This window comes from Salimicrobium halophilum, assembly GCF_900100295.1.
Classification (GTDB): domain Bacteria; phylum Bacillota; class Bacilli; order Bacillales; family Halobacillaceae; genus Salimicrobium; species Salimicrobium halophilum.
In genome coordinates this window covers 116,538-140,528 of sequence record NZ_FNEV01000007.1, presented here as the reverse complement: position 1 = coordinate 140,528, position 23,991 = coordinate 116,538, and the positions used below count along the sequence as shown (strand labels likewise).

Below are 23,991 nucleotides of genomic sequence, written 5' to 3'. Positions count from 1 at the left end.
CGGGGGATTTTCTTTATTGAAAATGATTTGTTTGTAATAATAGATGCGTGAAAAGATATAGAGAGGAGTGGAGCCATTGTTTTTACTGGTGAAAGGAAGCGGGGACTATCTGGAAGTGCTCCATCATGCTACGTCCCGGAAATTCAAAATGTTCGAAGAGAAAGAAGAAGCCGAACGGCACGCAGAGCAGTTGAATGAAGAAATGAGAGACCAGAACCTGTGGAGAGTTGTGCGGGAAGAGGAAATCTATAATCAATGATGAAAAAGCCCTCATAGACCATAATGACTGTTTCATGAGGGCCCTTTTGTATTATGTTACTCAGAGTCTTTATATATGCAGCTCACAGGGAAGTTCTTTTTTCAACGGGCACACCCGGATCCAGAGATATCTCCGAATCCATATGGAAGATACGGACAGCATCTCCCTCTACGAGCGTATAAACCACTTTCCCTTCTGTCAGCTTCAGGTTGATCAAACAATTTCTATATCTGATATTGAACTCTAAGGATCCCCACTGCTCAGGCAGATAAGGAGAAAAGTGAACATTCGATTCTTTCACTCTGAGCCCTGCAAAGCCGTAAACGATCCCCATCCAGGTACCTCCCATGTTCGCCATGTGCAGACCGTCCTTCGTATTACCGTGAAGATTATCAATATCCAGTCGCGACGTTTTGCTGAAGTAGTCGTACGCTTTCTCTTTCTGTCCGAGCTTGGACGCCATGATACTGAACACACAGAAAGATAGCGACGAATCGTGCGTAGTGACCGCTTCATAATAATTATAGGAATGCTCGATCGTATCCTGATCTGTGAAATCCTCCAGAAGAAAATGAGCAAGTACGGTATCCGCCTGCTTACATACCTGATAACGGTACAACAGCAGTGGATGATAATTCAAGAGTAGCGGATACTTGTCTTTCGGCGTGGTGTCGAGGTCCCATTTCCCTTTTTGCAGGAAGGTATCGTCCTGCTCATTGATTTTCAATTCCTCGTTGTACGGGAGGAACATCTTCTCGGCGGCTTCCTTCCACATTTCAATTTCTTCTTCCTCTGCTTCCAAATCGTTCATCAGTTCCGTAAGCCTCTCAGGGTCTTCCTTTTTCAAATGGTCATAAATTTTCCCCGCCCACAGCAAGTTATTCTTCGCCATGACGTTCGTGTAGTAGTTATTGTTCACGATACACGTATATTCATCGGGTCCGGTGACACTGTCGATCCGGAACTGACCGTTATGAAAGTGGCCGACTTCGAGCCATAGCCGGGATGTTTCAAAGAGCACTTCCGCCATTTCATTTCTGAAGAAGTCTTCGTCTCCGGACACCATATAGTATTGGATATAGCTATAGGCGATATCGCCATTGATGTGATACTGTGCGGTACCCGCCGGGAAAAAGGCCGAGCTTTCTCCTCCGGTGATCGTACGCCACGGAAACAGTGCGCCTCTCGTGTGGCCGATGTCCTTCGCCCGCTGACGTGCACTATCCAACAAAGAATGACGATGAAGAAGCAGGTTCTTCGCTATCTCAGGGTTCGTCATCAGGAAGAACGGGAACATGTAAATCTCCGTGTCCCAGAAATAATGACCTTCGTATCCTTCCCCGGAAAGGCCTTTCGCTGCAATGTTGCTTTTCGGATCTTTCCCAACAGACTGCAGCAGGTGATACATATTGAACCGGATCCCCTGTTGCAAGTCGTCGTCCCCGTCGATGAGAATATCAGATGTTTTCCAGAAGTCGTTCAGGTATCGGGCCTGCTCTTCCAGAAAATCTTCAAAGCGATCATCCGCCAATTCTCCCTGGAGTTGCACTGCTTTCTTTTCAAGATTCTGTCCATATCTCATGGAATCCATGTAGACGTTACGTTTCGTGAAGGTGATTTTCTCTTCTCCGGAAAAAGTATACGTCTCCTGTGCCTTTGCGCCTTCGATGTTGCTCTCATAATCGTGGTTCTCTTTGTCCGAAAACGTTTTCGAAGAACAACATACGGACATCTTCGTCTCATGCGTCTCGGCACCTGCCACGTGACATCCATCCGTTTCATATACGGCGCCTGCTGCAAGTCTCTTCGCATGACCGGAAGCTACACGCGGATCATCCGGATCGACGAAATTCGAAACGTCCCCTTCAAGCTCTGAGTGGATGGCAATCCTTTCTACACCTTTGACCGGATCCACCGTTATCTCCTGTACAAACACTTCCCGATTTACAAACGATACAAGTCTCTTGAACGTGATGTTCACTTCTTTGCCTTTCGGAGATCTCCAATGTACGATTCTTTCTGAATATCCCTGATCCATTCGAAGCTTACGCTGAAAATCCAGGACTTCTCCTTCAAACAGCGAAAACCGCTCGTCATCCAACCAGACCTGCACACTTTGCGCATCCATGATATTGAGCAGCTTCTCCTGCGTGTCCGGGAAGCCATGCAGCTTCTCTCCATATTCGATGTCCACCTTGTCATGGAAAGCGTTGATATAGGTGCCGCGTATGGATTTATCGCCTTCCGAGTAGCCCTCTTCGAAGTTGCCCCGCACGCCGAGGTATCCGTTTCCGAGGAAAAAGAGACTCTCATTCGTCAGTAAATCACTCTGGTTCAATTTGCTGCTTTCGATCGTCCATGACATCTCTTCACATCCTTTACATCTTTCTATTTGCCTCATCGAACCGATCGATGATGGCTTCTAATTTCAGTTCAGCCGTGTCTGCCACGACGTAATCAGCGTGATCCAACTGTGCTTCGTCTCCGACACCTACCGAAAACATGCCTGCCTCATTGATCGCTGTGACCCCTGCAATCGCGTCTTCGATACCTACACATTCCTCGTAGGCAACGTCCAGCTCATCCGCCGCTTTCAGAAAAATATCCGGCGCAGGCTTTCCATTCTCGACAGATGCCGGGTCTACCACGTAATCGAAATGGTGCTCGATCTGCAATTGCTTAATGATGAAGGGAGCATTTTTGCTTGCAGAGCCTAACGCAATTTTTATACTGTTTTCCCTCAATCTCTCCAACAGTTCACCGATCCCCGGGTAGATATCTTCAGGTTCAATCGAGGTGATGAGCTCTCGATAAGCTTCATTCTTCTTCTCCATCAACTCCGTCTTTTGTTCCTCAGAGACATGGAGGTTGTGGTTGAGGTTCAGAATTTTATCAAGAGAATCCCCTCTCGATACACCTTTCAAGCTTTCATTGAATTCTCTATCTATCTCTATGCCGATGCTCTGCGCCATCTCTTTCCACGCAACGTAGTGCTGTTCGGCTGTATCCGTGATCACTCCGTCCAAATCGAAAATAAACAGTTTCGGATAGTCCTTCATAAACGTCCCTCTCCATATAAGAATTCTTCTTCGGTACCTAATCCATCACTACTTTTTCTCTGAAAGTAAGTTCCCAGCCTGACGTATTCTCCGACACTTCAAACGCGTAGCCTTCCTCTTCTTTCGTGATTACAAGCGATAGTCTGCCTTCTCCGATCCGCATATCCTCCACTTTCAAACGAGTCATTCCTTGAGGGAACGCCGGCTCCACGATGATCTGCTCGTTGTAGGCATCCGGCTCTACTCCGGAAATGGACTGAAGGAATACAAACGAAGCGGTAGCCGCCCAGGCTTGCGGGGAACACGTCGTCGGGTAAGGTACCAGATGACCTTCTTCCTTGCTGTAGCCGCAGAACAATTCAGGTAAGCGGAGATGCTCGAAGTATTCAGCTGCATCCAGCAACCCTTCGATGACCGTCACCGCTTCCGATTTTCCGACTTGAGACAGACCGAGAAGAATCATCGCGTTATCGTGTGGCCAAACACTTCCATTGTGGTAGCTCATCGGATAGTATCCGGTGGAATCGTCCGACATCGTACGGACCCCGTAGCCGCTGAACAGTGATTTACCGACGAGTTTCTCAGCTACGGACCTTTCACGCTGTTCTTCACTGATGCCTGACATCAACAGGTGACCCGGATTCGAAGTGAGAGCTTTGATCTGCTTCCCTTCTCCGTCGAGACCAAGCGCATAGAATTGTTCTTCTTCCATCCAGAATGCTTTCTCGAACCGGTCGCTTAAGAGTTCGGCTTCTTCTCTCAGTTGCTCGGCCCTCTCTGTTTCTCCGATTTCTTTGTAAACATCTGCGAGAGTAGTCTTCGCCTGGTACACATAGCCCTGCACTTCCACCAGTGAAATCGGGTCTTTGGCCAGCGTTCCGTCCTCATGAACGTTCGAGTTATCCGAATCCTTCCATCCCTGATTCACGAAACCAGCGTCTGTCGTCTGTTGATACTGGACGAACCCATCTCCCCGGATACTTCCGTACTGATCGATCCATTCGATAGCCTTATCCAGAGAAGGCTTCATCTGCTTCAGAAACGCTTCATCCTTAGTCCAGTTGTAATATTCCGTAGCCAAAATCACGAACAAAGGCGTTGCGTCCACCGTTCCGTAATAAGGCGTGAACGGAATTTGACCTGTTGATGCCAACTCGCCGGAACGGAGCTCGTGCATGATTTTGCCCGGCTGCTCGTCTCTGTACAGATTCTCTTCTTTCCCTTGATAATGCGCCAGCGTCTGCAACGTTCCTTTGACCTGTTCCGGTTGAAAAGGCAGCAGGAACAGAGAGGTAATCAGGCTGTCCCGGCCAAAAGGAACAGAATACCACGGCACCCCTGCTACAGGTACATCTCCGAATCCGACATCAGTCATAAGCATCCGCGTGTCGATGACTCCGCGATGATAGACTTTATTGAAAATAGGATGATCACTGTCTATCTTCGTCCCCTGACTGGTCCATTCTTCATAAGAGTTCTCCAGACGCCCGAGAGCTTCTTCAAATTCCAGAGCCTGCTTACTCCCTCCGTTGATGACCGGATGGATCATAAAAGTGAGCGTCTTTCTTTCCTGGGGGGCAAGGGTCCATATTGCTTCCACTTCCCCTTCTTCCACAACATGCGCCCCCGATTCTTTCCAGGTAATCCGTGTTTCACGTGGAACATCGTCTTTTCCTTGATAACCGATTACCATCGATTGATCTTCATATGTAATACCTGTCTTCTCTCCTGTCTCTCCTGTCGCGAATCCACGCACGAGAAACATATCCCGGAAGTCCACGTCAAAATGCACGTTCACTTTCAACGTTCTCTCTTCAAGGAAATAATTCGTGAACGTCATCCGTTCATATAGAATGCCGTCGTAGATAAAACGCTCACGCAAGGCTTCTGTCGCCCCTTTATCCTCCTCGACTTCTACGAGACGCATAGAAGCTCTATAGTTTTCGTCATCATCCGAAGAAAGGAGCGATGGCTTACTGTCATTCAGCATCAATTCGAACTTGCTCAAAAACCTCGTGTCTTTGGTATAAAGCCCATAGCCTTTCTCCTCAGACCCTTCCACGTCCCCACTCTTCTCAGTAGTCAAAAACAGATCGTCTTCTTTTATTACGCTATATTCCATGATCTTTCTCCTTTATCTTTTGTGTATATCCCGCACACTTCCACGTTCTACAAGTTCATGATTCACCATGACGTGCTGGCTCGATTGCTTCTTCTCCATAACTTTCACGAGAAGTTGAGCCGCCTCGTTTCCTATGTCGAAGAAGTTCTGATTGATCGTCGTAAGTGGCGGATTGGTTATGGCACTGAAAGGCAAGTCGTCGAACCCTATCACAGAAACGTCTTCCGGAATAGTTAGCCCCGCTTCTTTCACTGCTTTCATAATTCCGTACGCCATCAGATCACTGAAGCACAAAAATGCGGTCGGCTGCCTTTTTTTCAACAACTCCGTCGCTTCCCGGTAGGCCTGGTCTTCATCAAAGTTCGCATGGATAATCGACTCTTCAGGCAAAGGAATTCCGTGTTTACGGAAAGATTCGCGAGCCCCCTCTAACCGTTTGGCGTTGACGAAGGTTTCTTCCACTCCACCTATAACCACGATCTCCCGGTGACCTCTCTCTAGTAAATGGTCCGTCATTTCTATGCCCGCTGCATAGTTATCAATAGAAATGCTTCCTATATTTTCGGATTTCTCATCCGTAATATGATCTATATAGACACAGGGGATATTCGTATCCACTAACTCCTTAAAGTAAGGGTCATCCATCCTCAGTCCCTGAAGGATCGCTCCGCCTATATTTCGTTCCCTGCAAAACTGAGCATAGCTTTTCTGCTTTTGTTTTTTGGAATCGATCAGGAAGACGGACAGTTCATGATTGTTATCTTCCACTCCTCTATAAATACCTTTGATTACCTGATAAGCGTTCGTGTCCTTCTCACTCGAATTGAAAACGGCCGACGAGATCAGCCCGATGTTCATCTGTTTTTTCGAAGAAAGGTTCCGTCCTGCCAGATTCGGAGAGTAATTCATCTCTTCGGCAATCTGTAAAATCCGTTCTTTTGTCTCCGGCTTGATATCCGGATAGTCATTCAACGCTTTCGATACCACGCTGACGGATACATTCGCCGCTTTCGCCACTTCTTTGATGGATGTCATATGCTCATCCGCTCCTCTCCCGCTTTCTACCTCTTAACCTACATATTACAGGCTTCCTGGCGGATTTTTAAGTAAGATCTGTAGAACAGATAGAAAGAGGTGGTAGCGATAAGAGAACCCGCGAAGAAGACGGTGACGAACCACAGGGTGCTCGCAATATAAATGATGAAGGAAACGATCAAAGCTGTAACCACCGTGACCCCCGGTCGTCCGACCGTCATGTAAAAGCTGTTGATGAACCGTTCGCGGATCGTCATGTTGTAATGAACCACCATGGAAAAAAAGTGCAGGTTCATCACTGCCAGCAGAATGCCTAAGATGGAAAAAATGGTAGCCATCAACTCGCTGTTATCCGCGAAAAAGCGGAAATCCAAAACCCAGACGCTCCAGATAAGTGTCCAGATCGCTCCAGCCACAAAGCTCGTTCTGTAATTGTTCTTCAGATAAACAAGATACGTTTTTAAGAGAGTATGGTGTTCTTCATCTCTCATCCAATCTCTCGCCATCGCAAACAGAGCTGTTGTAGCCGGATAGAAGATAAGTGGCAGTAATACAACGAGAGGCAGAGCGTATATATGCGTTCCTTCATCACTGACAAGATACGTCCAGACCACAATTACTATAGGAACGTTGAGAATAAACCATAGAAAGTTGGTGACAGAGAATCTCATAAACCAGGAAGCAAGCAGATAGATGAAGCCGAAAACACCGGTATAACTTTGCATAGGGCTCTCCCTCCTTTTCTTGTTATTTTACTGCCCCGTCTCCGATACCCTGGATAATGTGTTTCTGTGCCAAAGCGTAGAAAATGACTACCGGAATAACCGTCATGACGAGCCCTGCCATCGCCAGGTTCCATTCAATCGTGAATTCCCCGAAGAAATAGAACGTGGAAAGCGGGATGGTCCGCAAATCCGTAGAAGTCAACACGAGGGACGGCAAGAGGTAGTCGTTCCAGATCGTGATGACATTGATGATCAATACGGTTACTGTAATCGGTTTAAGCATAGGGAAGATGATTTTCCAGAACACTCCCATTTTCGAAGCTCCATCGATCGTCGCCGCTTCTTCCAGAGAAATCGGAATCGATTTCACAAATCCGTGGTACAAGAATACGGAAATCGCCGAGTTGAAGCCGACGTGCATGAAGATCAGACCGCCACGCGAATCAAGCATCGTAAATCCAGTAAAGTCCATGATCCAGCCCATTTCCTGTATAAGTGGCATCATAATCGTCTGGAACGGAATAAGCATTGTAGAGATGAACAGCATGAAAATGATGTTACTGATAGGATGCGGAGTCCGTGCCAGCATCCATGCCGTCATGGACGAAAGAATGACGATGATGATGACCGAAATCGTCGTAATAACAAAAGAGTTGAATAAGGCCATCATGAAGTTCATGTCGTCGATTGCCTGGGCATAGTTACCGAAGTTGAACTCTGTAGGAAAGGCCAACACGTTTTCATACAGCGAGGCACGATCCTTGAACGAGTTCACGGCAATGATGTAAATGGGAGATAAAAATACAAGAGCCAAAAGGAAAAGCAATATTTCTCTGATATACGCATTCGGCTTTTTCATTACATCTCAACCTCCCTTTTCTTCGTGACATACACCTGTGTCAGAGCTACACCGGCGACGATAAGGAAGAATATAATCGCCTTCGCCTGTCCATACCCGTAGTTACCGTAGCCGAAGATTTCATTGAAAATATTCATCGCGAATAACTCTGTCGCATTCGCAGGCCCACCATTGGTGAGTGATAGGTTGACGTCATAGATCTTGAAGGCCATCGATAACGTCAGGAACAAGCTGATCGTGAATGCCGGCATGAGCAACGGGAACGTTATGCTTTTCAGCTGTTGCCATTTGTTCGCTCCGTCGATATGGGCCGCTTCTATGATATCTTTCGGAATGCCCTGTAAGCCTGTAATATAGATGATCATGACATAACCGGCCATCTGCCAGGTAAAGACGAATACGAGCGTATATAGGGCAAACTCCGGGTCATTCAGCCAGTTGAAGAAAATGCTGCCCCATCCGGTCCACTCTCCGACCATTTTCAAAACGTCCGAGAAAACGAACTGCCAGATGTAACCGAGAATCAAGCCACCGATCAGGTATGGCATGAAGAACATCGTGCGTGCCGTATTGGCGATTTTCAATTTGGAAGTGACAAATAAAGCGAAGCTTAAGCCCACGACATTGATAGTAATTACGGAAAATACCGTGAATTTCACCGTAAGCCAGGCTGACTCCAGGAACCGCTCGTCCTCCAACAGGTTTTTATAGTTTTCAAGCCCATTGAACACCATCGGGTTTGCGCTGATTCCATCCCACTGAAAGAAAGAATAGAACGTTCCTATAATGAACGGAACGATGACGACTGTCAGAAATATAAGTAGTAAGGGGCCGGTAAATAGTAAGAACCATCCCCATTTTTTACGTTTGGTCACATGTATCCCTCTTTCTTCACCGTGCTTTGTCTGAAAAGAGAGTGTGGACACCCTCCACTGTCAGAGCGTGCCCACGGATTCTCTTGTTGTCAGTTATTTCGTTGCATTATCCCAGGCACTATCCAGTCCTTCGATCAGGTCTTCTCCCGTTGCGTCTTCGTTCAGGAAGAATTCCTGTGCTGCAGGGGTGAAATCGTTCTGGATGACTCCTGCAGGGAAGTAGTTGATCGCCCATGGAATCGTTTCGCCGCTGTTGGAAGCTTCCAGTACATCCTGGGAAAGCGGATCGACTTCTCCGGCGTCAATGTTCGTCATGGCCGGAAGGAAACCGAATTCTTCCACGACATACTGCTTACCAGTTTCACTCGTGTGCATCCACTCAAGGAAATCATTCGCTGCTGCGATTTCTTCTTCACTCTTCGTACCGTTAACGGCCCAGTTACCACCGACACCTACAGCCAATTTGTCATTGCCCATAAGTGGGAATGGCATCATGCCGACCTCAAAATCTACTTCATAATCCTGAAGAATTCCGTAAGACCAGTTCCCCTGGTGAACCATCGCTGTTTCCCCGTTTGCGAAAGCTCCCATCTGTTCATCATAGTTCACATCCATAGGGTTGACGCCGTGCTCTTTAATGGCTCCCATGAATTCACCGAACTTCTGGAACTCTTCGGTTTCTGTCATCGATGTATCGCCAGCTGACAGATTATCGATATATGTTCTGTAGTCATCCTGAAGCGCGAATGGATAGTTGCTTGGGTGACCGATAAGGAAGAACGCTTCCTGAGAAAGACTGATCGGATTGACGTCCTCCCCTTTCAACCTTTCCATTTCGCTTACAAACGACTCATAATCCGTGATGTCTTCTTCATTTACAAGATCTTTGTTGTAGACAAGACCGAAACCTTCGATACCATAAGGGATTCCCACAAGCTCTTCCCCGTTCATCAGTCCCATGTTAGGGGCGATGTTCTGCGTATACTCGAGGTCGCTCATGTCGTGGACATAAGACTCAAGTCTTTGTGCTTCCCTCTCATTCCCAAGAGTGAAAATGGAAGGTCCCTGTTCACTGTTCAACTTGATCTGCAGTTGAGAGAAGTAATCGTCCCCGGTCGTACCGACAATTTCCACTTCCACCCCTGTTTCTTCCGTGTATGTGGCAGCAAGTTCTTCAAGGGCATCAGAGATTTCCACTTTACTCTGGAAAATGGTGATCTTCTCTCCATTTCCACCTTCCCCGTCTCCGGAACTTTCTCCTCCGGAATCTCCGCCACAAGCTGCTAGAACCATTATTAAACTGATAAAGACCAACGAAAAGAGTGCCTTCTTCCCAACTTTCATGTGAGTTCCTCCCTCAATGTTTTAAGATATACCTTGAAATGAATGTCTCATTCCTCACGACGAACGCCGTTTTCGAAAACGTTTTCGTGAAAAGGCTTACACAGAGTATAGACCTCTTACATGACCCGAGTCAACACTATTCTTCAAATTTGTATATACAAATTTCGGAAAGGATTACTCATACAGTGAACAAACGTTGATTCTCCGGGCTATCCAGAAGATTTAAAAATATATGATTTTTTATCGAAAAATCTGAATTTTAAACAAAAAAAGGTCTCGTAGAACAAATAGCTGTTCCACAAGACCTCTTATATATTTTGAAATTTTACTTTTCCCCGCTCAATTCCACCAGGATCTTCGCCTGGGATTTGTCATTGCTGAGAGCTTCAAACCCTTTATCTACAATATCATCGAGTTGAATCTTATCGGTGATGATCCCACGCGGATTCAACTGCCCCGTCCCCATCAGATCGACCGTCTGCTGGAAGGTAGTCGGTGAATAAGCGATCGTTGATGTCACCTTCACACCGCTCCCGGTCAACTGCATCGGGTTCCAGTCGATCGATTTTGCGAAAATGGATACGATAACCATCGTGCCGCGTGCTTTCGTTGCATCAATGGCCTGTTTGAAGGTAGGTTCCACCCCTGCCACTTCAAAAGCTACGTCCACTCCATCTTTCTCGAGTTTGCGGATGGCTACCACCGGATCGGTGTCTCCGGAATTTATAATATCAGTCGCTCCAAGCTCTTTCGCTTTCTCCAGTCGTTTCTCGGAAAGGTCGAGGGCTATGATGCGAGTTGCACCGGCAGCCTTGGCAGCCAGAATCGTTACAAGCCCGATCGGTCCTGCACCGAACACTGCTACGGTATCTCCGAACTGCATGTCCGCTTCTTTCACCGCCTGAACTGCTACTGCCATCGGCTCCACAAGCGCTCCATCCTGCAGGGTCATTGATTCCGGAAGAAGATAAGCATTCGCTTCCGGGACATTCGCATAGGTCGTAAACCCTCCGTCACCATGAAGACCAATGAAACTGAACCCGTCATAAATATCCACGATTTCCGGTTTGTTGCCATGCGTGAGGGTAGGGTTGATGGCCACACGATCTCCTGCTTTTATGTTTTTCACTTCTGAACCGACTTCTTCTACGACTCCGGCAAACTCATGCCCCATCGTCAGAGGTGTCTGTTCCCCGGTCAATTCATCTTTCGCTTCGCTCGGCATAAAGACAGGACCTTCTTCATATTCGTGAAGGTCACTTCCACAAATACCGGCCCAACCGACGCGTACTTTCACTTCATGATCTTTCAGAGGTTTCAGTTCACGTTCTTCTACGCGCAAATCTTTTTTTCCATACCATACTGCTGCTTTCATTAGTAGTCCCTCCTTTGTCATGCTGGTGATTCTATGACACAGACTCTCTACCCGTTTTTACGTAAAAAAATGATTAACTTTATGTGACAATTTTTCATGTAAAGAAAAGAAGCCTCTCCTCTTAGTCCCGAGCTGTGAACAGCCTCATGGCAAGAGGTACAGGCTTCTTCTTCATTACGTTCTTTTTTCAGGAATCTGATGAATGGTTTCAATCAGAATGTCCAATTTCCCTTCAATACGGTGCAACAGGTAGAAAGTGACCGCAATCGGAAAGCCGACATCCGTCAGGAACTGCATCCCCATGTCCATATTCTTTCCCCTTTCTATGAGAAAAGCCGCTTCAGCAGCGGCTTCTCTATATTAAAGCTCGATTTCGTTGACGTTCCGTTCGACGATGCGTGCCTGTTTCTTCTGGACAAGTGCTCCTCCTGAGGAGAGGAAACAGTCCTGACTGATGATTTCATCCATCGCCGCTCCTACCGCAACAGGATCCGCGGGTTCCACCGGGGCATCCAGGGAAATGGTTACGACCTTCCCGTCTTCATTCAGAAACTTCAATTCCAACTTCTTCATACTCTATTCCTCCTTAGTCCTGGATATAGACGATAGATGATTCATCGTCTCTGGTCACTTCGGCAAGCGTGTACTGCTGCAGGACGTCAAGTTTCTCAACGACTGCGTAAAGTGCGTCAGAGGTGGCATTGGTGCGGACATTTCGGAATGATTTCGTTTTGTACGTCGGTTCTCCGAATTCGTCCGCGCCCGTTTCGAACGTAAGTTTCAGCGTTGAATCAATGCGTTCTGTCATTAGAGCCATCAGCGTTCCCTCCTTTCATAACTATAATCGAAGGAACTACCGATCAGGTGTCTCTTTTTCTGAAACTTTTCCTGAAATATTTTTTCCAAAAAAAAGCCGCCTCTTCGGCGACTTCTCTTCGTTACATTTCAATATCTGTGACGTTCCGTTCGACAATCCGGGCCTGCTTCTTCGACACGAGCGCTCTCCCGGAGGATGAAAAAGCATCCTGCGTGATGATCTCATCCATCGCCGCTCCGACCGCTACCGGATCCGCCGGCTCGACCGGGGCATCCAGAGAAACCGTTACGACTTTCCCGTCTTCATTCAAAAACTTCAGCTCCAGCTTCTTCATTCGCTAACTCCCCCTTAGTTTTCTGTGTGCACGATCGATGATTCATCATCTCTCGTCACTTTGACGAGTGAATGTTGCTGCAAATCTTTGAGCTTCGCTACGATTTCATAAAGAGCTTCTGTCGTAGCATCGGTGCGGACATTGCGGAACGATTTCGTCTTTGTCATCGGTTCTCCGAATTCATCCATCCCTGTTGCGAACTGAAGCTTCAGTGTGGAACTGATCCGTTCTGTGGTAACAGCCATCAGCATTCCCTCCCTTCACAGCTATAATCGAAGGGAGCCCTGATCAGGTGTCACTGTTTTTGAAAAAAGTTACTGATCGGTCGTGCCGAGAGTCATACCGCCGTCGACGGTAAGTTCAGCACCTGTGCAATAGGAACTCTCCTCAGAAGCGAGGAAGGCGACGGCTTTTGCGATTTCCGATGGCTGACCGATGCGGCCAAGGGGCACAGAATCATAAAAGGACGGCACTCCTTTTCCACCGGTAGCCATATCCGTCTCGATGCCGCCTGGATGGATCATATTGATGCGGATCCCTTTCGGCCCATTTTCGATGGCAGCCGCTTTCGACATAGCTACGACCGACGCTTTGGTTGCAGCATAAGCCGAGGACTGGCTGATGGGAGCGAACGCGGAGATCGATACGTTATTCACAATCGAACCTTTCTGCTGACTCGCCATCTGAGGAATGACGGCCTGCATCCCCATAAAAACGCCGAGCTGGTTGACTTCGATCATCTGACGGTAGTCGTCCAGCGTGATTTCCGTGAAAGGTTTCCGCGTCAGGAGACCGGCATTGTTCACGAGCGCATTGATTCTATCGTAGTTCGTTACGACATGTTCAACCGCTTCTTTCCAGTCTCGTTCTTTTGTCACATCCAGCTTCACAGGAAAAGCGTTTTCGATTGTATCAGCTGTGTGCTCTGCTTCTTCATAGTTACGAGCCCCTACACCTACAGTTGCTCCGAGGTCGGCCAGGTGTTCAGCGATGGCTTTACCCTGGCCCCGGTTCGCTCCGGTGACGAGAATAATGTTTTCCGTTAAGTCAGGCATTGGTTTTCCCCTTCCATAATAAAAGGTTAAGAGATATCAAGGAATGAACTCTTAACCTTCTTTCCGAATTGCGTATTTGCGCTAACGGTTATTCATTGACGACTGTGATCTGTTGACTATGATAAGAACTCAAAATATCGGATTGGTCGTTATCTGTAATCAGATAAGTCAAGGCGCTTGCCGGAGTGACGATATGATTCGAGAAAGTGTTCAATTTATCAGAGGTCACCATAGCCAGAATCTCATTCGATACAGATGCCATTTTTCTTTTGACCTCAGCCTCCCCTAAACTCGGAACACTGATACCGATGTTCGGATCGATTTTATGGATCCCCATAACATACAAATCAGCCCTGATATTATCCAGGAATTCCACCGTATTTACCCCAAGGTTCACCATAGATTCCTTGAACAACGTTCCGCCGATCATGATCACTTCAATATCATTATGGTTCGTCAAAGCCATGGCGATCGGTGGACTGTTCGTGATGACCGTGGCTTTCAGTGTCAAAGGCAGCTGGTTTACAAAGTGTAAGTTCGTGGTTCCTCCATCGATCAGAAGAACCATGTCCTCTTTAATAAACTCCAGCGCCTTTTTGGCCAAATCCATCTTCAACTCATTCATGACATTCTTTCTTGTAGAAAAGTCTACTACCGGCGGCCCTATTCTCATCGCTCCACTATGGACTCTACGGATCAGACCTTTATTATCCAACTCTTTCAAATCTCTGCGTATCGTATCTTCTGAAACAAAGAGGCGTTGACTGAGATCACTGGCAATGACTCTCTGCTCTCCATTGAGGATTTCTAGTATCTTCTGTTGACGTTCTTGTTTTAACAAAACTCCTTCACCCTTCATTGTCCTTTTTTTCCATCCTACCACAAACGCAGAGACATGCACAAAACAAAGCCAAACACGCAGACTTTCGACAAAAACATGCAATTTTTGTGTTTACATCTGCATGATAACGCTTTACAATTAAGAAAAAGCAGCACAAGGAGGCAACAACATGCAGAAAAGAGCAATCACTATTGCACCCTCCATCATGAGTGGAGATTTATGTAATTTGGAGAAAAGCGTTAAAGCAATCGAAAATGAAGGATTAGATACGTTACACATAGATGTCATTGATGGATCGTTCAGCCCGAGCATGCCTCTTGGTATTGATACGATCAAACAGTTGAGAAAAGTCACGGATATGAATTTCGACGTTCATATCATGGCGAACGATAATGAGTTTTTCATTCAGGAAATGATCGACATCGGTGTCGAGCAGATTTCTTTCCATTTAGAAAGCAGCGTCCATATCGACCGCTACGTGAACTTGATTAGGAAAAGCGGAACGAAGGTCGGAGTCGCCTTGAACCCTTCCACCCCGCTATCGTCGCTGGATTATATCCTGCCTCAGTGCGATACGGTGCTGCTGATGCTGATCAACCCTGGATTTGCAACAGACAAAAATGAGAAACAGGTTCCTTACGCCACCAAAAAGGTGAAAGATCTGCAAGCACTCATCCAGGAAAAAGGACTGGATACACGAATCGAAGTAGACGGCCGAGTTTCCCTCGAAACCATTCCTGAACTGGTGAATGCAGGCGCAGATATCCTGGTTGCAGGAAGCACAAGCCTATTCATCAAGGAACGAAGCATCGCTGAAAACAAAAAGATCATGGAAGAAAAAATTGCTGAAGGTCTTTCTTCAGAGGAGGTAACGAAATAATGGATTATAATCAGGCTCAAAAAGAAATCGTAGAAGAACTTTCCAATACACTGAATCAGATTGACGGGGACAGTGCAGATGAACTGCTGGCAGAAATCAAAAAGGCGGACAAAGTATTCTTCGTAGGTGTCGGCAGAGTTCTTCTTTCCTTACAAGGGGTAGCCAAGCGATTGGCACATCTCGGCATCAAAACGTACGTGGTCGGCCAGATTACGGAACCGGCCATTACTGAAAATGACCTTCTTATTGTAGGGTCCGGAAGTGGAGAGTCAGCATTCCCACTGACCATTGCTCAGAAGGCGAAGAAATACAACGCAAGGATCGCCCACATCGGTGCAAATCCTGATTGTTCCATGAAAGAATACTCCGACGTATTTGTAAGGATCCCGGTAAGTACCAAACTTCAGTTGCCGAATGAAATCCCATCCGTCCAACCGATGACAAGCCTGTTTGAACAAAGTTTGCTGTTACTCGGAGATACACTCGCATTGATGCTGATCCGTGAGCAGGACATCGATATGCCAAGCCTTTGGGAATACCACGCGAACCTGGAATAGTAAGGGAACGGACGGCCTTCGTTCTTTCCGAAAGGAGATAGTAAAATGCTAGCATTACATTTCGGAGCCGGGAACATCGGAAAGGGCTTCATCGGTTATTTGCTGAACAAGACAGGTTACGACGTTTGTTTCGTTGATGTCGATCAGGAAGCGATCGATCGCTTCAACGAAACGAATCGTTACCATGTCGAACTATTAGATGATGCCGAGACGACTGAGACGGTCTCCCCGGTTTCAGCCTTGAACAGTTTGAATCAGCAGGAAGAAGTGATCAATAGGATTCAGCATGCGGATGTCATAACGACCTCCATCGGTGTCCATAACCTGCACCGGATTGCAGGAACTTTGGCAAACGCGCTGTTGCAAAGGATAACGTGGAATCATAACAAGCTCGACATCATAGCGAATGAAAATGCGATCAACGCTTCTTCCACCCTACAAGCTGAAGTGGAAAAACACGTATCACCTGAAGAGATGGAAGAAATCTTGAGTCTGGTCAGCTTTCCTAACGCTTCCGTGGATCGTCTTGCTCTATCCAAAGAAGGTGCAGATTATGAAACCGCTTTAGTCGAACCGTTCTATGAATGGGTCATCAATGAAAAGGAAATGGGCAATCACGACCTGCCCCCCATTTACGGCGCGACGTATGTGAATGATCTGAAGCCATTCATCGAAAGAAAACTGTTTCTCGTAAACATGGGACATGCCACCACCGCATACATCGCGTTTCTTTACGAAGAACCTACGATTCAGAGTGCCCTGGAGAACCCGGACATCGAAACGTTCGTACGGGGAACAATGCACGAATCAGCCCAGTACTTTGTGGAGAACTTCGACGTATCGCAGGACGAAATGAATGATTATATCGAGAAAATCATAAATCGATTCAAAAATAAGAATATTAGTGATAATATTTTCCGAGTGGGAAGAGCCCCTCTTAGAAAACTGGGACAGAATGAAAGATTGAGCAAACCGACACAAGAGCTTCGCCGATCGGGACTGCCGACGGAACACCTAACCGTGGCTATTGCAGCCGGATTCTTATTCGACAACCCGGAGGATGAAGAATCTGTGAAGCTACAGAACCTCATCGAAGAACGAGGGATAGAAAAAGCCATCGTACACGTAACCGGGTTGGAGAACGATGATATATGTCAGGCTATCCAGAACAACTACACCAAGCTTAAGGAAAAGAATGATTTACTCTCTATCGTAAATCAATGAAGAAAGGACTGTTCATCATGTTAAGCACTCACTTGAAAGACACTGTGACATTTCAGGATTCCGTTTCCTCCTGGGAAGAATCCATCAAGGTAGCAGCTGAGCCTTTGTTGAACCAGGGAAACATCAAAGAAAGCTATATCGAGAAAATGATCAATAATGTTCACGAATTCGGACCGTATATCGTCATTGTGCCTGGAGTAGCTATGCCTCACGCGCAAAACGCCGGAGAAGTGAACAGCACGGGGGTTTCACTTCTGAAACTGGAGAAACCCGTCCTTTATCCGGAAGACAAGGAAGTTTCTCTTATTCTGGTACTGGCGGCTACGGACAGCGACGGTCACCTTGATCTTATTTCTACTCTCGCCGAAGTCCTATCCGAGGAAGATACCAAAGAAGGATTGGAGAAAGCTGAAAGTAAAGAAGAAATCCTTCGTCTGATCGAGAGCGCCGAGTAACTTTCCTTACGTTTTCTAAAGGGGGAGCCTTTACCTGCGTTCCCCTTTCCAAATTATTTGAATGAAGCCTTTATCTCTTAGTTTTATAGTTATACTCTACACGGAAAGGTGGAAATAGTATGTCAAACGAATTTACAATGCCGGATTCTTCTGCTCCTAAATCGTCCGTTCGCGCAAAAATTCAAGCCATGGGTGGATTCCTGACCAATATGGTGCTCCCAAACATTGGCGCATTTATCGCATGGGGTATTCTTACTGCCCTATTCATTCCGACCGGGTGGATGCCGAATGAATACCTGGCGAAACTGGTCGGTCCCACCATCAATTTCCTTTTGCCGCTGCTCTTAGCTTATACAGGCGGCCGGATGGTCGGAGGTCAACGGGGAGCTGTCATGGGTTCGATCGGTGCCATCGGTATGATCATCGGTGCTGATATTCCGATGTTCCTCGGTGCGATGATCATTGGACCACTCGGCGGTTGGATCATCAAACACTTCGATAAATTATTGGAAAATAGAATCCGCGCCGGTTTTGAAATGATCGTGAATAACTTCTCTATCGGTATCCTTGGGTTCTTTTTGCTACTTCTTTCTTATACGGTTATCGGACCGATCATTGAAGCTGCAAATGAAGGGGTAACAATAGCAATTGAAGCTTTGGTTGCAACCGGTTTCCTTCCGTTGCTATCTCTTATCAATGAGCCGGCGAAAGTACTGTTCTTGAACAACGTGATTGACCAGGGTATCTATTACCCATTGGGGCTACAGCAAACAGCTGAAGTCGGAAAGTCCATTTATTTCACTGTAGCTTCTAACCCGGGACCGGGTCTCGGTCTGCTTTTGGCATACACATTCTTTGGTAACACCGTTTCAAGAAGAACAGCGCCAGGCGCGATCATCATCCACTTCTTCGGTGGTATCCATGAATTGTATTTCCCTTACGTACTAATGAAACCACTTACAATTCTCGGTGTCATCGCTGGTGGTGCGTCCGGTATCGCAACGTTCCAACTTTTCGACGCAGGACTTGTAGCTGGACCCAGCCCAGGTTCCATCTTCGCCTATCTAGCTTTGACTCCTAAAGGAAGTTTCGTAGGAATCATCCTGGGTGTCCTTGTGGCAACCGTCGTTTCCTTCCTTGTCACTTCCCTGATCCTGAAGCTGACGAAAACAAAAGAAGAAGATGGAGAAGCGTTGAACGAGTCCATCGAAAAATCGAAAAACATGAAATCAGAAGGAAAACAAGTGCTTAACGCTTCTAATGGCGCTGCTTCTGATGAGGCAGATGCTAAAGAAGACATCGACAAAATTTCCTTTGCCTGTGATGCGGGCGCCGGAAGCAGTGCGATGGGTGCAACTACCTTCAGGAAGAAGCTGCAGAAAGCAGGAATTGAAGGGATTGAAGTGAAACACTACAGAATTGAAGATGTCCCTCAGGATTCAGATATCATCGTCGTTCACAAAAATCTGGTGGACCGGGCGAAGATGTCCTATGATAATCATGAAATCATCGCCATCGAGAATTATATCGGCGATCCGAAACTGGATGAATTGTTAGAGAGACTTAAGACGGAATAGATTTTACCAAAAAAGAGACAAGGCCACAGAGCATTTGGCCAAAAGTGACGACAGAAACTTCATATGATCACACGGAGATTTTAGATGCTACCTTCTAAAATCTCCGCTTGTTTCAGCAGAAAAACCATGAAAAACAGTGGTGAGACACTTGGAAGAACTAAAGATCAGGAGTGAGGGACATGCAAACAGAAACAACTAAACTGATAGATCAATTATCGATCGATACCATCCGGACGCTTTCGATCGATGCCGTGGAAAAAGCAGGTTCGGGGCATCCCGGTTTACCGATGGGAGCTGCTCCGATGGCCTATACTTTATGGGCGAAAGAAATGAACCATAACCCGAATAACCCGCATTGGTTCAACCGGGATCGGTTCGTCTTATCTGCGGGTCACGGTTCGATGTTGTTATATAGCTTATTACACTTGTTCGGTTATGACGTGACGATGGATGATCTGAAATCTTTCAGACAGCACGGCAGTAAAACTCCCGGCCATCCTGAGTTCGGTCACACCCCGGGCGTAGAAGCTACCACAGGACCTTTGGGGCAGGGTATCGCTATGTCCGTAGGTATGGCCATGGCCGAGCGTCACCTGGCTGAAACGTACAACAGAGACGATTTTCATATTATAGATCATTATACGTATACCCTCTGCGGAGATGGCGATCTGATGGAAGGGGTATCTGCGGAAGCCGCTTCCCTCGCCGGACACCTCAAACTGGGGCGATTGGTATTATTATATGATTCCAACGATATCTCCCTCGATGGAGATCTGGACAGATCTTTCTCGGAAAATGTAGGAGATCGATTCCAGGCTTATGGATGGCAAGTGTTACGTGTGGAGGATGGCAACGACATGGCAGCGATCCAAAAAGCCATCCAGGAAGCGAAGCTGGAATCGGACCGACCTACCCTCATTGAGATCAAGACGACCATCGGCTACGGTTCTCCGAACAAATCGGGTACGTCAGCCTCCCACGGGGCTCCCCTCGGCGAGGAAGAAGTGAATATAACGAAAGAATCCTATGCTTGGGAGTATGAGGAATCCTTTTACGTGCCTGAAACGGTAGCTGAGCACTTTCATCAACTGAAAGAGTCCGGCAAAGAAAAAGAAGCAAAGTGGGAGAACATGTTCGAATCATATAAGCGGGAATATCCGGACTTAGCCCGACAATTTGAACAAGCCCTTCGAGGTGAGCTCCCGGAACAATGGACGGATTCCCTGCCGGAGTTCTCTGATGGAGAAGAAGTGGCCACAAGGGCTTCTTCAGGAAAGGTGATCGATACCCTCGCAAAAGCTCACCCTTCCTTCATCGGTGGTTCGGCGGACCTGGCAAGCTCGAACAAAACGCTGATCGATGGGGAGAAGAATTATGGCCTTGATGGCTACGATGGACGTAACATCTGGTTCGGAGTCCGGGAATTTGCGATGGGTGCAGCTATCAACGGGATAGCACTGCATGGTGGATTGAAAGTCTTTGGAGCAACATTCTTCGTGTTCTCCGATTATCTGAGACCGGCAGCCAGACTTGCTGCTTTGATGAAATTACCTGTCACCTATGTATTTACGCACGACAGCATAGCCGTCGGCGAGGATGGTCCGACGCACCAGCCTGTTGAACAACTCGCCTCTTTCCGCGCTATGCCTGGAATGTCAATCATCCGTCCGGCGGATGCCAAAGAAACACGAGCTGCGTGGGAACTTGCCATAGAAAGCACAGACACACCAACGGCTCTCGTTCTCACTCGACAAGGGCTTCCTACATTTAATGTTGAACAAGCGAAAGTAACGGAAGGCGTCCGAAAAGGAGCCTATATCGTCTCGCATGTGACAGGGGAAGCGGACGGATTATTGCTTGCTTCAGGATCAGAAGTATCTATCGCCCTTGAAGCACAGAAAGAGCTTGAAGATGAAGGGGTGTATGTATCTGTCGTAAGCATGCCAAGCTGGGATCGATTCGACCAACAGTCCAAAGAATATAAACAGAGCGTGCTGGACCCTGCTGTCAAAACACGCCTGGCCATTGAACTCGGCGCATCTCTCGGATGGAGAGAATATACAGGAGATTACGGAGATACACTGACGATCGATCAATTCGGTGCCTCCGGTCCAGCCGGAGACCTGTTCAAAGATTATGGGTTCACCGTTCAGAATATCGTTTCTACCTATAAAGAATTACACGTCGAAAATACTGATAATCAGTAGTCAGGCCTTAAGAGCACTTATTCCCAGTGGATAAGTGCTTTTTTTACAATGTCATTCGCATAATTAAGCGCAGACCTTCTCTCCGTTATATCGTAAGCCCCTTCTTTTTAGCTTCGGCATCTTTCCCTGACCCTACTGCTACCCCCATTGCAAGACCAAGAGATATCCCTATCGCCATATTCTCAAACACAACAAGGCCGAGAGACGTACCGATACTTATTCCGATCGCCATAAACAATCCTACATTCTGACCTTCAGGGACCATTTTATGCACTTTTTGAAGATGAGAAATCATGTCCCCTTTCACCTTTTTAAGCTTCTCAATATCGTTCTTCTCAAGATTCCCGTTCTTCTCGAGCAGATCGTCCAATTGTTGTGCAAGGCGCCTCTTATCGTTTGCACATGTTTCACATTCAGGTGAAAATTCTTCAAGTCGCTTCATGATTCTATCCACCTTCTCAAGCTCCAGTTTCTTCGCTGTTTTCAGATCCACTTGTTTGCGTAACTCATCAATCCGGTCAGCCATAGCCCTCATCTCCTTTACTCTTTACCTACCGGATAAGAGCTGAAAAAGTTTCACATTCAGAAGAAAATTCTGAAACTTTATCATCTGGCTGACGTACATATAAGCAGAACGCAGGGAGAGGGTGGCAGCTACATGATCAATGTCGAAAACGTAAGCAAGCAATATGGTTCCATCCAGGCACTCGAAAATATCGATTTTCAAATCGAGGAAGGCACGTGCTTCGGTCTTGTAGGTCCGAACGGAGCCGGAAAATCAACGCTCATGAAGATTTTATCCGGTATCCTCCTTGATTTTGAAGGTGACATCCAGGTAAATGAGTGGAAAGTCTCAAAGGATCGTTCGAAAATCAAACAGCAATTGGGATATATCCCTCAGGAGATTTGTCTCGAAGAAACCCTGACCGCCTATGACAACCTGATGCTTTTCGGAACCCTTTACGGATTGAAGAAAAAAGAACTTCATAAGCGGATAGACGAAGTCCTCGAACAGATAGGCCTGGTTCACCGGGCGAAAAATAAAGTGGTAACATTTTCCGGAGGGATGAAACGGAGATTGAACATCGGCTGTGCTTTGCTGCACAATCCGAGCATTATCATCATGGACGAACCGACTGTGGGAATCGATCCGCAGTCCCGCAATTCGATTTTTTCCATCATCCATCAATTGAAGGAGGCCGGAAGCACAATCATCTATTCCAGCCACTACATGGAAGAAGTGGAGCAACTTTGTGACAGCATCGGTCTGATCGACAAAGGAGAGCTTGTGGAATTCGGACGTATGGAAGCGTTATTGGACAAGTATGCGAAACCATCCTTGTTCATTTCCGGTCAGGATGTAGAACCGGAAATGCTCCAAAACTTCGGGAAAGTCGAGAAGAAAGGGAATGGCTACCTCTTGAACAGCGATGAGCCTCTCCTGACCTTGAGGGATCTGGTTACGTATTGTGACGAACACAACCTTGAACCTCACCGCTTGGAACTATACCATCCGAGACTCGAAGATATCTTTTTCCATCTGACAGGTACCCAGCTGCGCAATGCTTAATCAAAGGAGGAATGAAGGATGTGGGCGATTGCACGCACAGAGTTGAAGAAAACGATCCAGGATAAAGGACTGTGGTTTTGGACATTCGTTCTTCCGGTCGTTTTTATCGTGGCATTTGTCGCGATCTTTTCCGGGGATGAAAGTACAAGCTACAAAGAGGTCGTCACCCAAATCATACCAGGGTATACGATCATGTTCGCTTTTTTCATCATGATCTCCATGGTCATCGTCTTCGTGAAAGACAGAGAGCGGGGAATGGTTTCAAGAATCGCGAGTACCCCTATCTCCATCTATCAATACTTTTTCGGGAAATGGGTGCCGTTCATCATCATCGTACTTATTCAGATTACCGTCTTGTTCGGGTTCGGTGTCATCATCTACGATCTGCCACTGGGAGACCCCTTCGCTCTTATTCTATTATCCTTGGCTTTGGCCTTCATCGTAACCGGATGGGGCATGGCGATGGCTGTAATCGTCAAAACAGAAAACATGGGAATCGCCCTGACCCAGATCCTGGCGCTTGGCGGTGCATTGCTCGGAGGTCTGTGGATGCCGGTCGAGTTCATGCCGGACATCGTCCGTACCCTCAGTCAGGCACTGCCTCAGTATTGGGCATTACAGGGGTACAAAGAAATCATCCTCTCGGACGGGAATGTGACCGATGTCTGGTTCCATCTGTTGTTTCTTATTTTTGCAGGGATTGCGGGAATGGTGCTTGCCCTGCTCTCCTATCCCAGGTTTTTGCGACAGTCACGAAGCTGATGAAGAATCCGGCTCTTCTACTCGGAAGGGCTGGATTTTTTTGTACTCCAAGTCCGCTT

At 46.9% G+C, this 23,991-nt stretch carries 26 protein-coding genes; 9 read left to right on the top strand and 17 right to left on the bottom strand.

Translation table 11 applies throughout. The features are described from left to right. Window positions 1-76 precede the first annotated feature (76 nt). A complete protein-coding gene (locus BLQ44_RS11930; protein WP_093194121.1) occupies window positions 77-259 on the top strand; it encodes a hypothetical protein in 183 nt (60 codons plus the stop codon). Window positions 260-341: 82 nt separating this feature from the next. Here the strand turns inward: BLQ44_RS11930 and BLQ44_RS11925 are convergent, their stop codons facing one another. From BLQ44_RS11925 to BLQ44_RS11850, 16 genes are all read right to left on the bottom strand, one after another. Continuing rightward, on the bottom strand, window positions 342-2,624 hold the full coding sequence (locus BLQ44_RS11925; protein WP_093194120.1) for a glycoside hydrolase family 65 protein: 2,283 nt from the start codon (window positions 2,622-2,624) through the stop codon (window positions 342-344). Between the two features lie 13 nt (window positions 2,625-2,637). Continuing rightward, window positions 2,638-3,318, bottom strand: a complete 681-nt coding sequence (gene pgmB / locus BLQ44_RS11920) for a beta-phosphoglucomutase (RefSeq protein ID WP_093194119.1) — start codon at window positions 3,316-3,318, stop codon at window positions 2,638-2,640. Window positions 3,319-3,355: 37 nt separating this feature from the next. Continuing rightward, a complete protein-coding gene (locus BLQ44_RS11915) occupies window positions 3,356-5,440 on the bottom strand; it encodes an amylo-alpha-1,6-glucosidase (protein ID WP_093194118.1) in 2,085 nt (694 codons plus the stop codon). Between the two features lie 12 nt (window positions 5,441-5,452). Next, window positions 5,453-6,475, bottom strand: coding sequence for a LacI family DNA-binding transcriptional regulator (locus BLQ44_RS11910; RefSeq protein WP_093194117.1), 1,023 nt, complete (start codon window positions 6,473-6,475; stop codon window positions 5,453-5,455). Between the two features lie 38 nt (window positions 6,476-6,513). Further along, window positions 6,514-7,200, bottom strand: coding sequence for a YesL family protein (locus BLQ44_RS11905; RefSeq protein WP_093194116.1), 687 nt, complete (start codon window positions 7,198-7,200; stop codon window positions 6,514-6,516). A gap of 22 nt (window positions 7,201-7,222) precedes the next feature. Continuing rightward, window positions 7,223-8,059 carry a carbohydrate ABC transporter permease gene (locus tag BLQ44_RS11900; RefSeq protein WP_093194115.1) on the bottom strand — a complete coding sequence of 279 codons (837 nt, stop codon included), beginning with the start codon at window positions 8,057-8,059 and terminating at the stop codon, window positions 7,223-7,225. Beyond that, window positions 8,059-8,934, bottom strand: coding sequence for a carbohydrate ABC transporter permease (locus BLQ44_RS11895; protein WP_093194114.1), 876 nt, complete (start codon window positions 8,932-8,934; stop codon window positions 8,059-8,061). The genes BLQ44_RS11900 and BLQ44_RS11895 overlap by 1 nt, the downstream gene beginning before the upstream one ends. A gap of 93 nt (window positions 8,935-9,027) precedes the next feature. Next, the gene (locus BLQ44_RS11890) at window positions 9,028-10,278 is read right to left on the bottom strand and encodes a sugar ABC transporter substrate-binding protein (RefSeq protein ID WP_093194113.1); all 1,251 of its coding nucleotides are present in this window, start codon (window positions 10,276-10,278) and stop codon (window positions 9,028-9,030) included. A 325-nt stretch (window positions 10,279-10,603) separates the two neighbouring features. Beyond that, window positions 10,604-11,653 (bottom strand): 2,3-butanediol dehydrogenase, encoded by a 1,050-nt coding sequence (locus BLQ44_RS11885; protein ID WP_093194112.1) that lies wholly within the window; start codon window positions 11,651-11,653, stop codon window positions 10,604-10,606. A gap of 174 nt (window positions 11,654-11,827) precedes the next feature. After that, window positions 11,828-11,962, bottom strand: a complete 135-nt coding sequence (locus tag BLQ44_RS11880; protein ID WP_093194111.1) for a YvrJ family protein — start codon at window positions 11,960-11,962, stop codon at window positions 11,828-11,830. A gap of 51 nt (window positions 11,963-12,013) precedes the next feature. Beyond that, window positions 12,014-12,226, bottom strand: coding sequence for a DUF2922 domain-containing protein (locus BLQ44_RS11875; RefSeq protein ID WP_093194110.1), 213 nt, complete (start codon window positions 12,224-12,226; stop codon window positions 12,014-12,016). 13 nt (window positions 12,227-12,239) lie between these two features. Next, window positions 12,240-12,470, bottom strand: a complete 231-nt coding sequence (locus BLQ44_RS11870; RefSeq protein ID WP_093194109.1) for a DUF1659 domain-containing protein — start codon at window positions 12,468-12,470, stop codon at window positions 12,240-12,242. A 121-nt stretch (window positions 12,471-12,591) separates the two neighbouring features. After that, window positions 12,592-12,804 carry a DUF2922 domain-containing protein gene (locus BLQ44_RS11865; protein ID WP_093194108.1) on the bottom strand — a complete coding sequence of 71 codons (213 nt, stop codon included), beginning with the start codon at window positions 12,802-12,804 and terminating at the stop codon, window positions 12,592-12,594. A gap of 14 nt (window positions 12,805-12,818) precedes the next feature. Next, window positions 12,819-13,049, bottom strand: coding sequence for a DUF1659 domain-containing protein (locus BLQ44_RS11860; RefSeq protein ID WP_093194107.1), 231 nt, complete (start codon window positions 13,047-13,049; stop codon window positions 12,819-12,821). Window positions 13,050-13,118: 69 nt separating this feature from the next. After that, window positions 13,119-13,859, bottom strand: a complete 741-nt coding sequence (locus tag BLQ44_RS11855) for an SDR family NAD(P)-dependent oxidoreductase (protein ID WP_093194106.1) — start codon at window positions 13,857-13,859, stop codon at window positions 13,119-13,121. 88 nt (window positions 13,860-13,947) lie between these two features. Continuing rightward, window positions 13,948-14,700 (bottom strand): DeoR/GlpR family DNA-binding transcription regulator, encoded by a 753-nt coding sequence (locus tag BLQ44_RS11850; protein ID WP_093194169.1) that lies wholly within the window; start codon window positions 14,698-14,700, stop codon window positions 13,948-13,950. A 169-nt stretch (window positions 14,701-14,869) separates the two neighbouring features. On the opposite strand from BLQ44_RS11850, the gene BLQ44_RS11845 reads away from it, so the two are divergent. From BLQ44_RS11845 to tkt, 6 genes are all read left to right on the top strand, one after another. Next, window positions 14,870-15,580 carry a ribulose-phosphate 3-epimerase gene (locus BLQ44_RS11845; RefSeq protein ID WP_093194105.1) on the top strand — a complete coding sequence of 237 codons (711 nt, stop codon included), beginning with the start codon at window positions 14,870-14,872 and terminating at the stop codon, window positions 15,578-15,580. Beyond that, window positions 15,580-16,137, top strand: coding sequence for a 6-phospho-3-hexuloisomerase (hxlB, locus tag BLQ44_RS11840; protein ID WP_093194104.1), 558 nt, complete (start codon window positions 15,580-15,582; stop codon window positions 16,135-16,137). Before BLQ44_RS11845 ends, hxlB begins: the two co-directional genes overlap by 1 nt. A 45-nt stretch (window positions 16,138-16,182) precedes the next feature. After that, complete coding sequence (locus BLQ44_RS11835) at window positions 16,183-17,361, top strand: mannitol-1-phosphate 5-dehydrogenase (protein WP_093194103.1); 1,179 nt, start codon at window positions 16,183-16,185, stop codon at window positions 17,359-17,361. A 17-nt stretch (window positions 17,362-17,378) separates the two neighbouring features. Further along, window positions 17,379-17,816 carry a PTS sugar transporter subunit IIA gene (locus tag BLQ44_RS11830; protein WP_093194168.1) on the top strand — a complete coding sequence of 146 codons (438 nt, stop codon included), beginning with the start codon at window positions 17,379-17,381 and terminating at the stop codon, window positions 17,814-17,816. Window positions 17,817-17,935: 119 nt separating this feature from the next. Then, entirely contained in the window at window positions 17,936-19,393 is a 1,458-nt protein-coding gene (locus BLQ44_RS11825) for a PTS mannitol transporter subunit IICB (RefSeq protein ID WP_281241411.1), read from the top strand. A gap of 179 nt (window positions 19,394-19,572) precedes the next feature. Continuing rightward, entirely contained in the window at window positions 19,573-21,600 is a 2,028-nt protein-coding gene (tkt, locus tag BLQ44_RS11820; protein WP_093194102.1) for a transketolase, read from the top strand. A gap of 85 nt (window positions 21,601-21,685) precedes the next feature. Here tkt and BLQ44_RS16730 read toward each other — a convergent pair whose 3' ends face one another. Next, window positions 21,686-22,126: a hypothetical protein gene (locus BLQ44_RS16730; RefSeq protein WP_245688162.1), complete on the bottom strand. Its 441-nt coding sequence runs from the start codon at window positions 22,124-22,126 to the stop codon at window positions 21,686-21,688. A 132-nt stretch (window positions 22,127-22,258) separates the two neighbouring features. On the opposite strand from BLQ44_RS16730, the gene BLQ44_RS11810 reads away from it, so the two are divergent. Further along, window positions 22,259-23,170 (top strand): ABC transporter ATP-binding protein, encoded by a 912-nt coding sequence (locus tag BLQ44_RS11810; RefSeq protein ID WP_093194101.1) that lies wholly within the window; start codon window positions 22,259-22,261, stop codon window positions 23,168-23,170. Window positions 23,171-23,188: 18 nt separating this feature from the next. Next, window positions 23,189-23,932, top strand: coding sequence for an ABC transporter permease (locus tag BLQ44_RS11805; protein ID WP_093194100.1), 744 nt, complete (start codon window positions 23,189-23,191; stop codon window positions 23,930-23,932). The last annotated feature ends 59 nt before the right edge of the window (window positions 23,933-23,991 follow it).

Bases quoted from the DNA above. Each gene is read 5' to 3' on its own strand.
- BLQ44_RS11875 (WP_093194110.1), bottom strand. From the start codon at position 12,226: ATGAAGAAGTTGGAATTGAAGTTTCTGAATGAAGACGGGAAGGTCGTA.
- BLQ44_RS11900 (WP_093194115.1), bottom strand. From the start codon at position 8,059: ATGAAAAAGCCGAATGCGTATATCAGAGAAATATTGCTTTTCCTTTTG.
- BLQ44_RS11865 (WP_093194108.1), bottom strand. From the start codon at position 12,804: ATGAAGAAGCTGGAGCTGAAGTTTTTGAATGAAGACGGGAAAGTCGTA.
- BLQ44_RS11880 (WP_093194111.1), bottom strand. From the start codon at position 11,962: ATGGACATGGGGATGCAGTTCCTGACGGATGTCGGCTTTCCGATTGCG.
- BLQ44_RS11885 (WP_093194112.1), bottom strand. From the start codon at position 11,653: ATGAAAGCAGCAGTATGGTATGGAAAAAAAGATTTGCGCGTAGAAGAA.
- BLQ44_RS11830 (WP_093194168.1), top strand. From the start codon at position 17,379: ATGTTAAGCACTCACTTGAAAGACACTGTGACATTTCAGGATTCCGTT.
- BLQ44_RS11890 (WP_093194113.1), bottom strand. From the start codon at position 10,278: ATGAAAGTTGGGAAGAAGGCACTCTTTTCGTTGGTCTTTATCAGTTTA.
- BLQ44_RS11910 (WP_093194117.1), bottom strand. From the start codon at position 6,475: ATGACATCCATCAAAGAAGTGGCGAAAGCGGCGAATGTATCCGTCAGC.
- BLQ44_RS11870 (WP_093194109.1), bottom strand. From the start codon at position 12,470: ATGGCTCTAATGACAGAACGCATTGATTCAACGCTGAAACTTACGTTC.
- BLQ44_RS16730 (WP_245688162.1), bottom strand. From the start codon at position 22,126: ATGGCTGACCGGATTGATGAGTTACGCAAACAAGTGGATCTGAAAACA.
- BLQ44_RS11915 (WP_093194118.1), bottom strand. From the start codon at position 5,440: ATGGAATATAGCGTAATAAAAGAAGACGATCTGTTTTTGACTACTGAG.
- BLQ44_RS11845 (WP_093194105.1), top strand. From the start codon at position 14,870: ATGCAGAAAAGAGCAATCACTATTGCACCCTCCATCATGAGTGGAGAT.
- BLQ44_RS11805 (WP_093194100.1), top strand. From the start codon at position 23,189: ATGTGGGCGATTGCACGCACAGAGTTGAAGAAAACGATCCAGGATAAA.
- BLQ44_RS11860 (WP_093194107.1), bottom strand. From the start codon at position 13,049: ATGGCTGTTACCACAGAACGGATCAGTTCCACACTGAAGCTTCAGTTC.
- BLQ44_RS11810 (WP_093194101.1), top strand. From the start codon at position 22,259: ATGATCAATGTCGAAAACGTAAGCAAGCAATATGGTTCCATCCAGGCA.
- BLQ44_RS11905 (WP_093194116.1), bottom strand. From the start codon at position 7,200: ATGCAAAGTTATACCGGTGTTTTCGGCTTCATCTATCTGCTTGCTTCC.
- BLQ44_RS11855 (WP_093194106.1), bottom strand. From the start codon at position 13,859: ATGCCTGACTTAACGGAAAACATTATTCTCGTCACCGGAGCGAACCGG.
- hxlB (WP_093194104.1), top strand. From the start codon at position 15,580: ATGGATTATAATCAGGCTCAAAAAGAAATCGTAGAAGAACTTTCCAAT.
- BLQ44_RS11835 (WP_093194103.1), top strand. From the start codon at position 16,183: ATGCTAGCATTACATTTCGGAGCCGGGAACATCGGAAAGGGCTTCATC.
- BLQ44_RS11925 (WP_093194120.1), bottom strand. From the start codon at position 2,624: ATGTCATGGACGATCGAAAGCAGCAAATTGAACCAGAGTGATTTACTG.
- BLQ44_RS11825 (WP_281241411.1), top strand. From the start codon at position 17,936: ATGTCAAACGAATTTACAATGCCGGATTCTTCTGCTCCTAAATCGTCC.
- pgmB (WP_093194119.1), bottom strand. From the start codon at position 3,318: ATGAAGGACTATCCGAAACTGTTTATTTTCGATTTGGACGGAGTGATC.
- tkt (WP_093194102.1), top strand. From the start codon at position 19,573: ATGCAAACAGAAACAACTAAACTGATAGATCAATTATCGATCGATACC.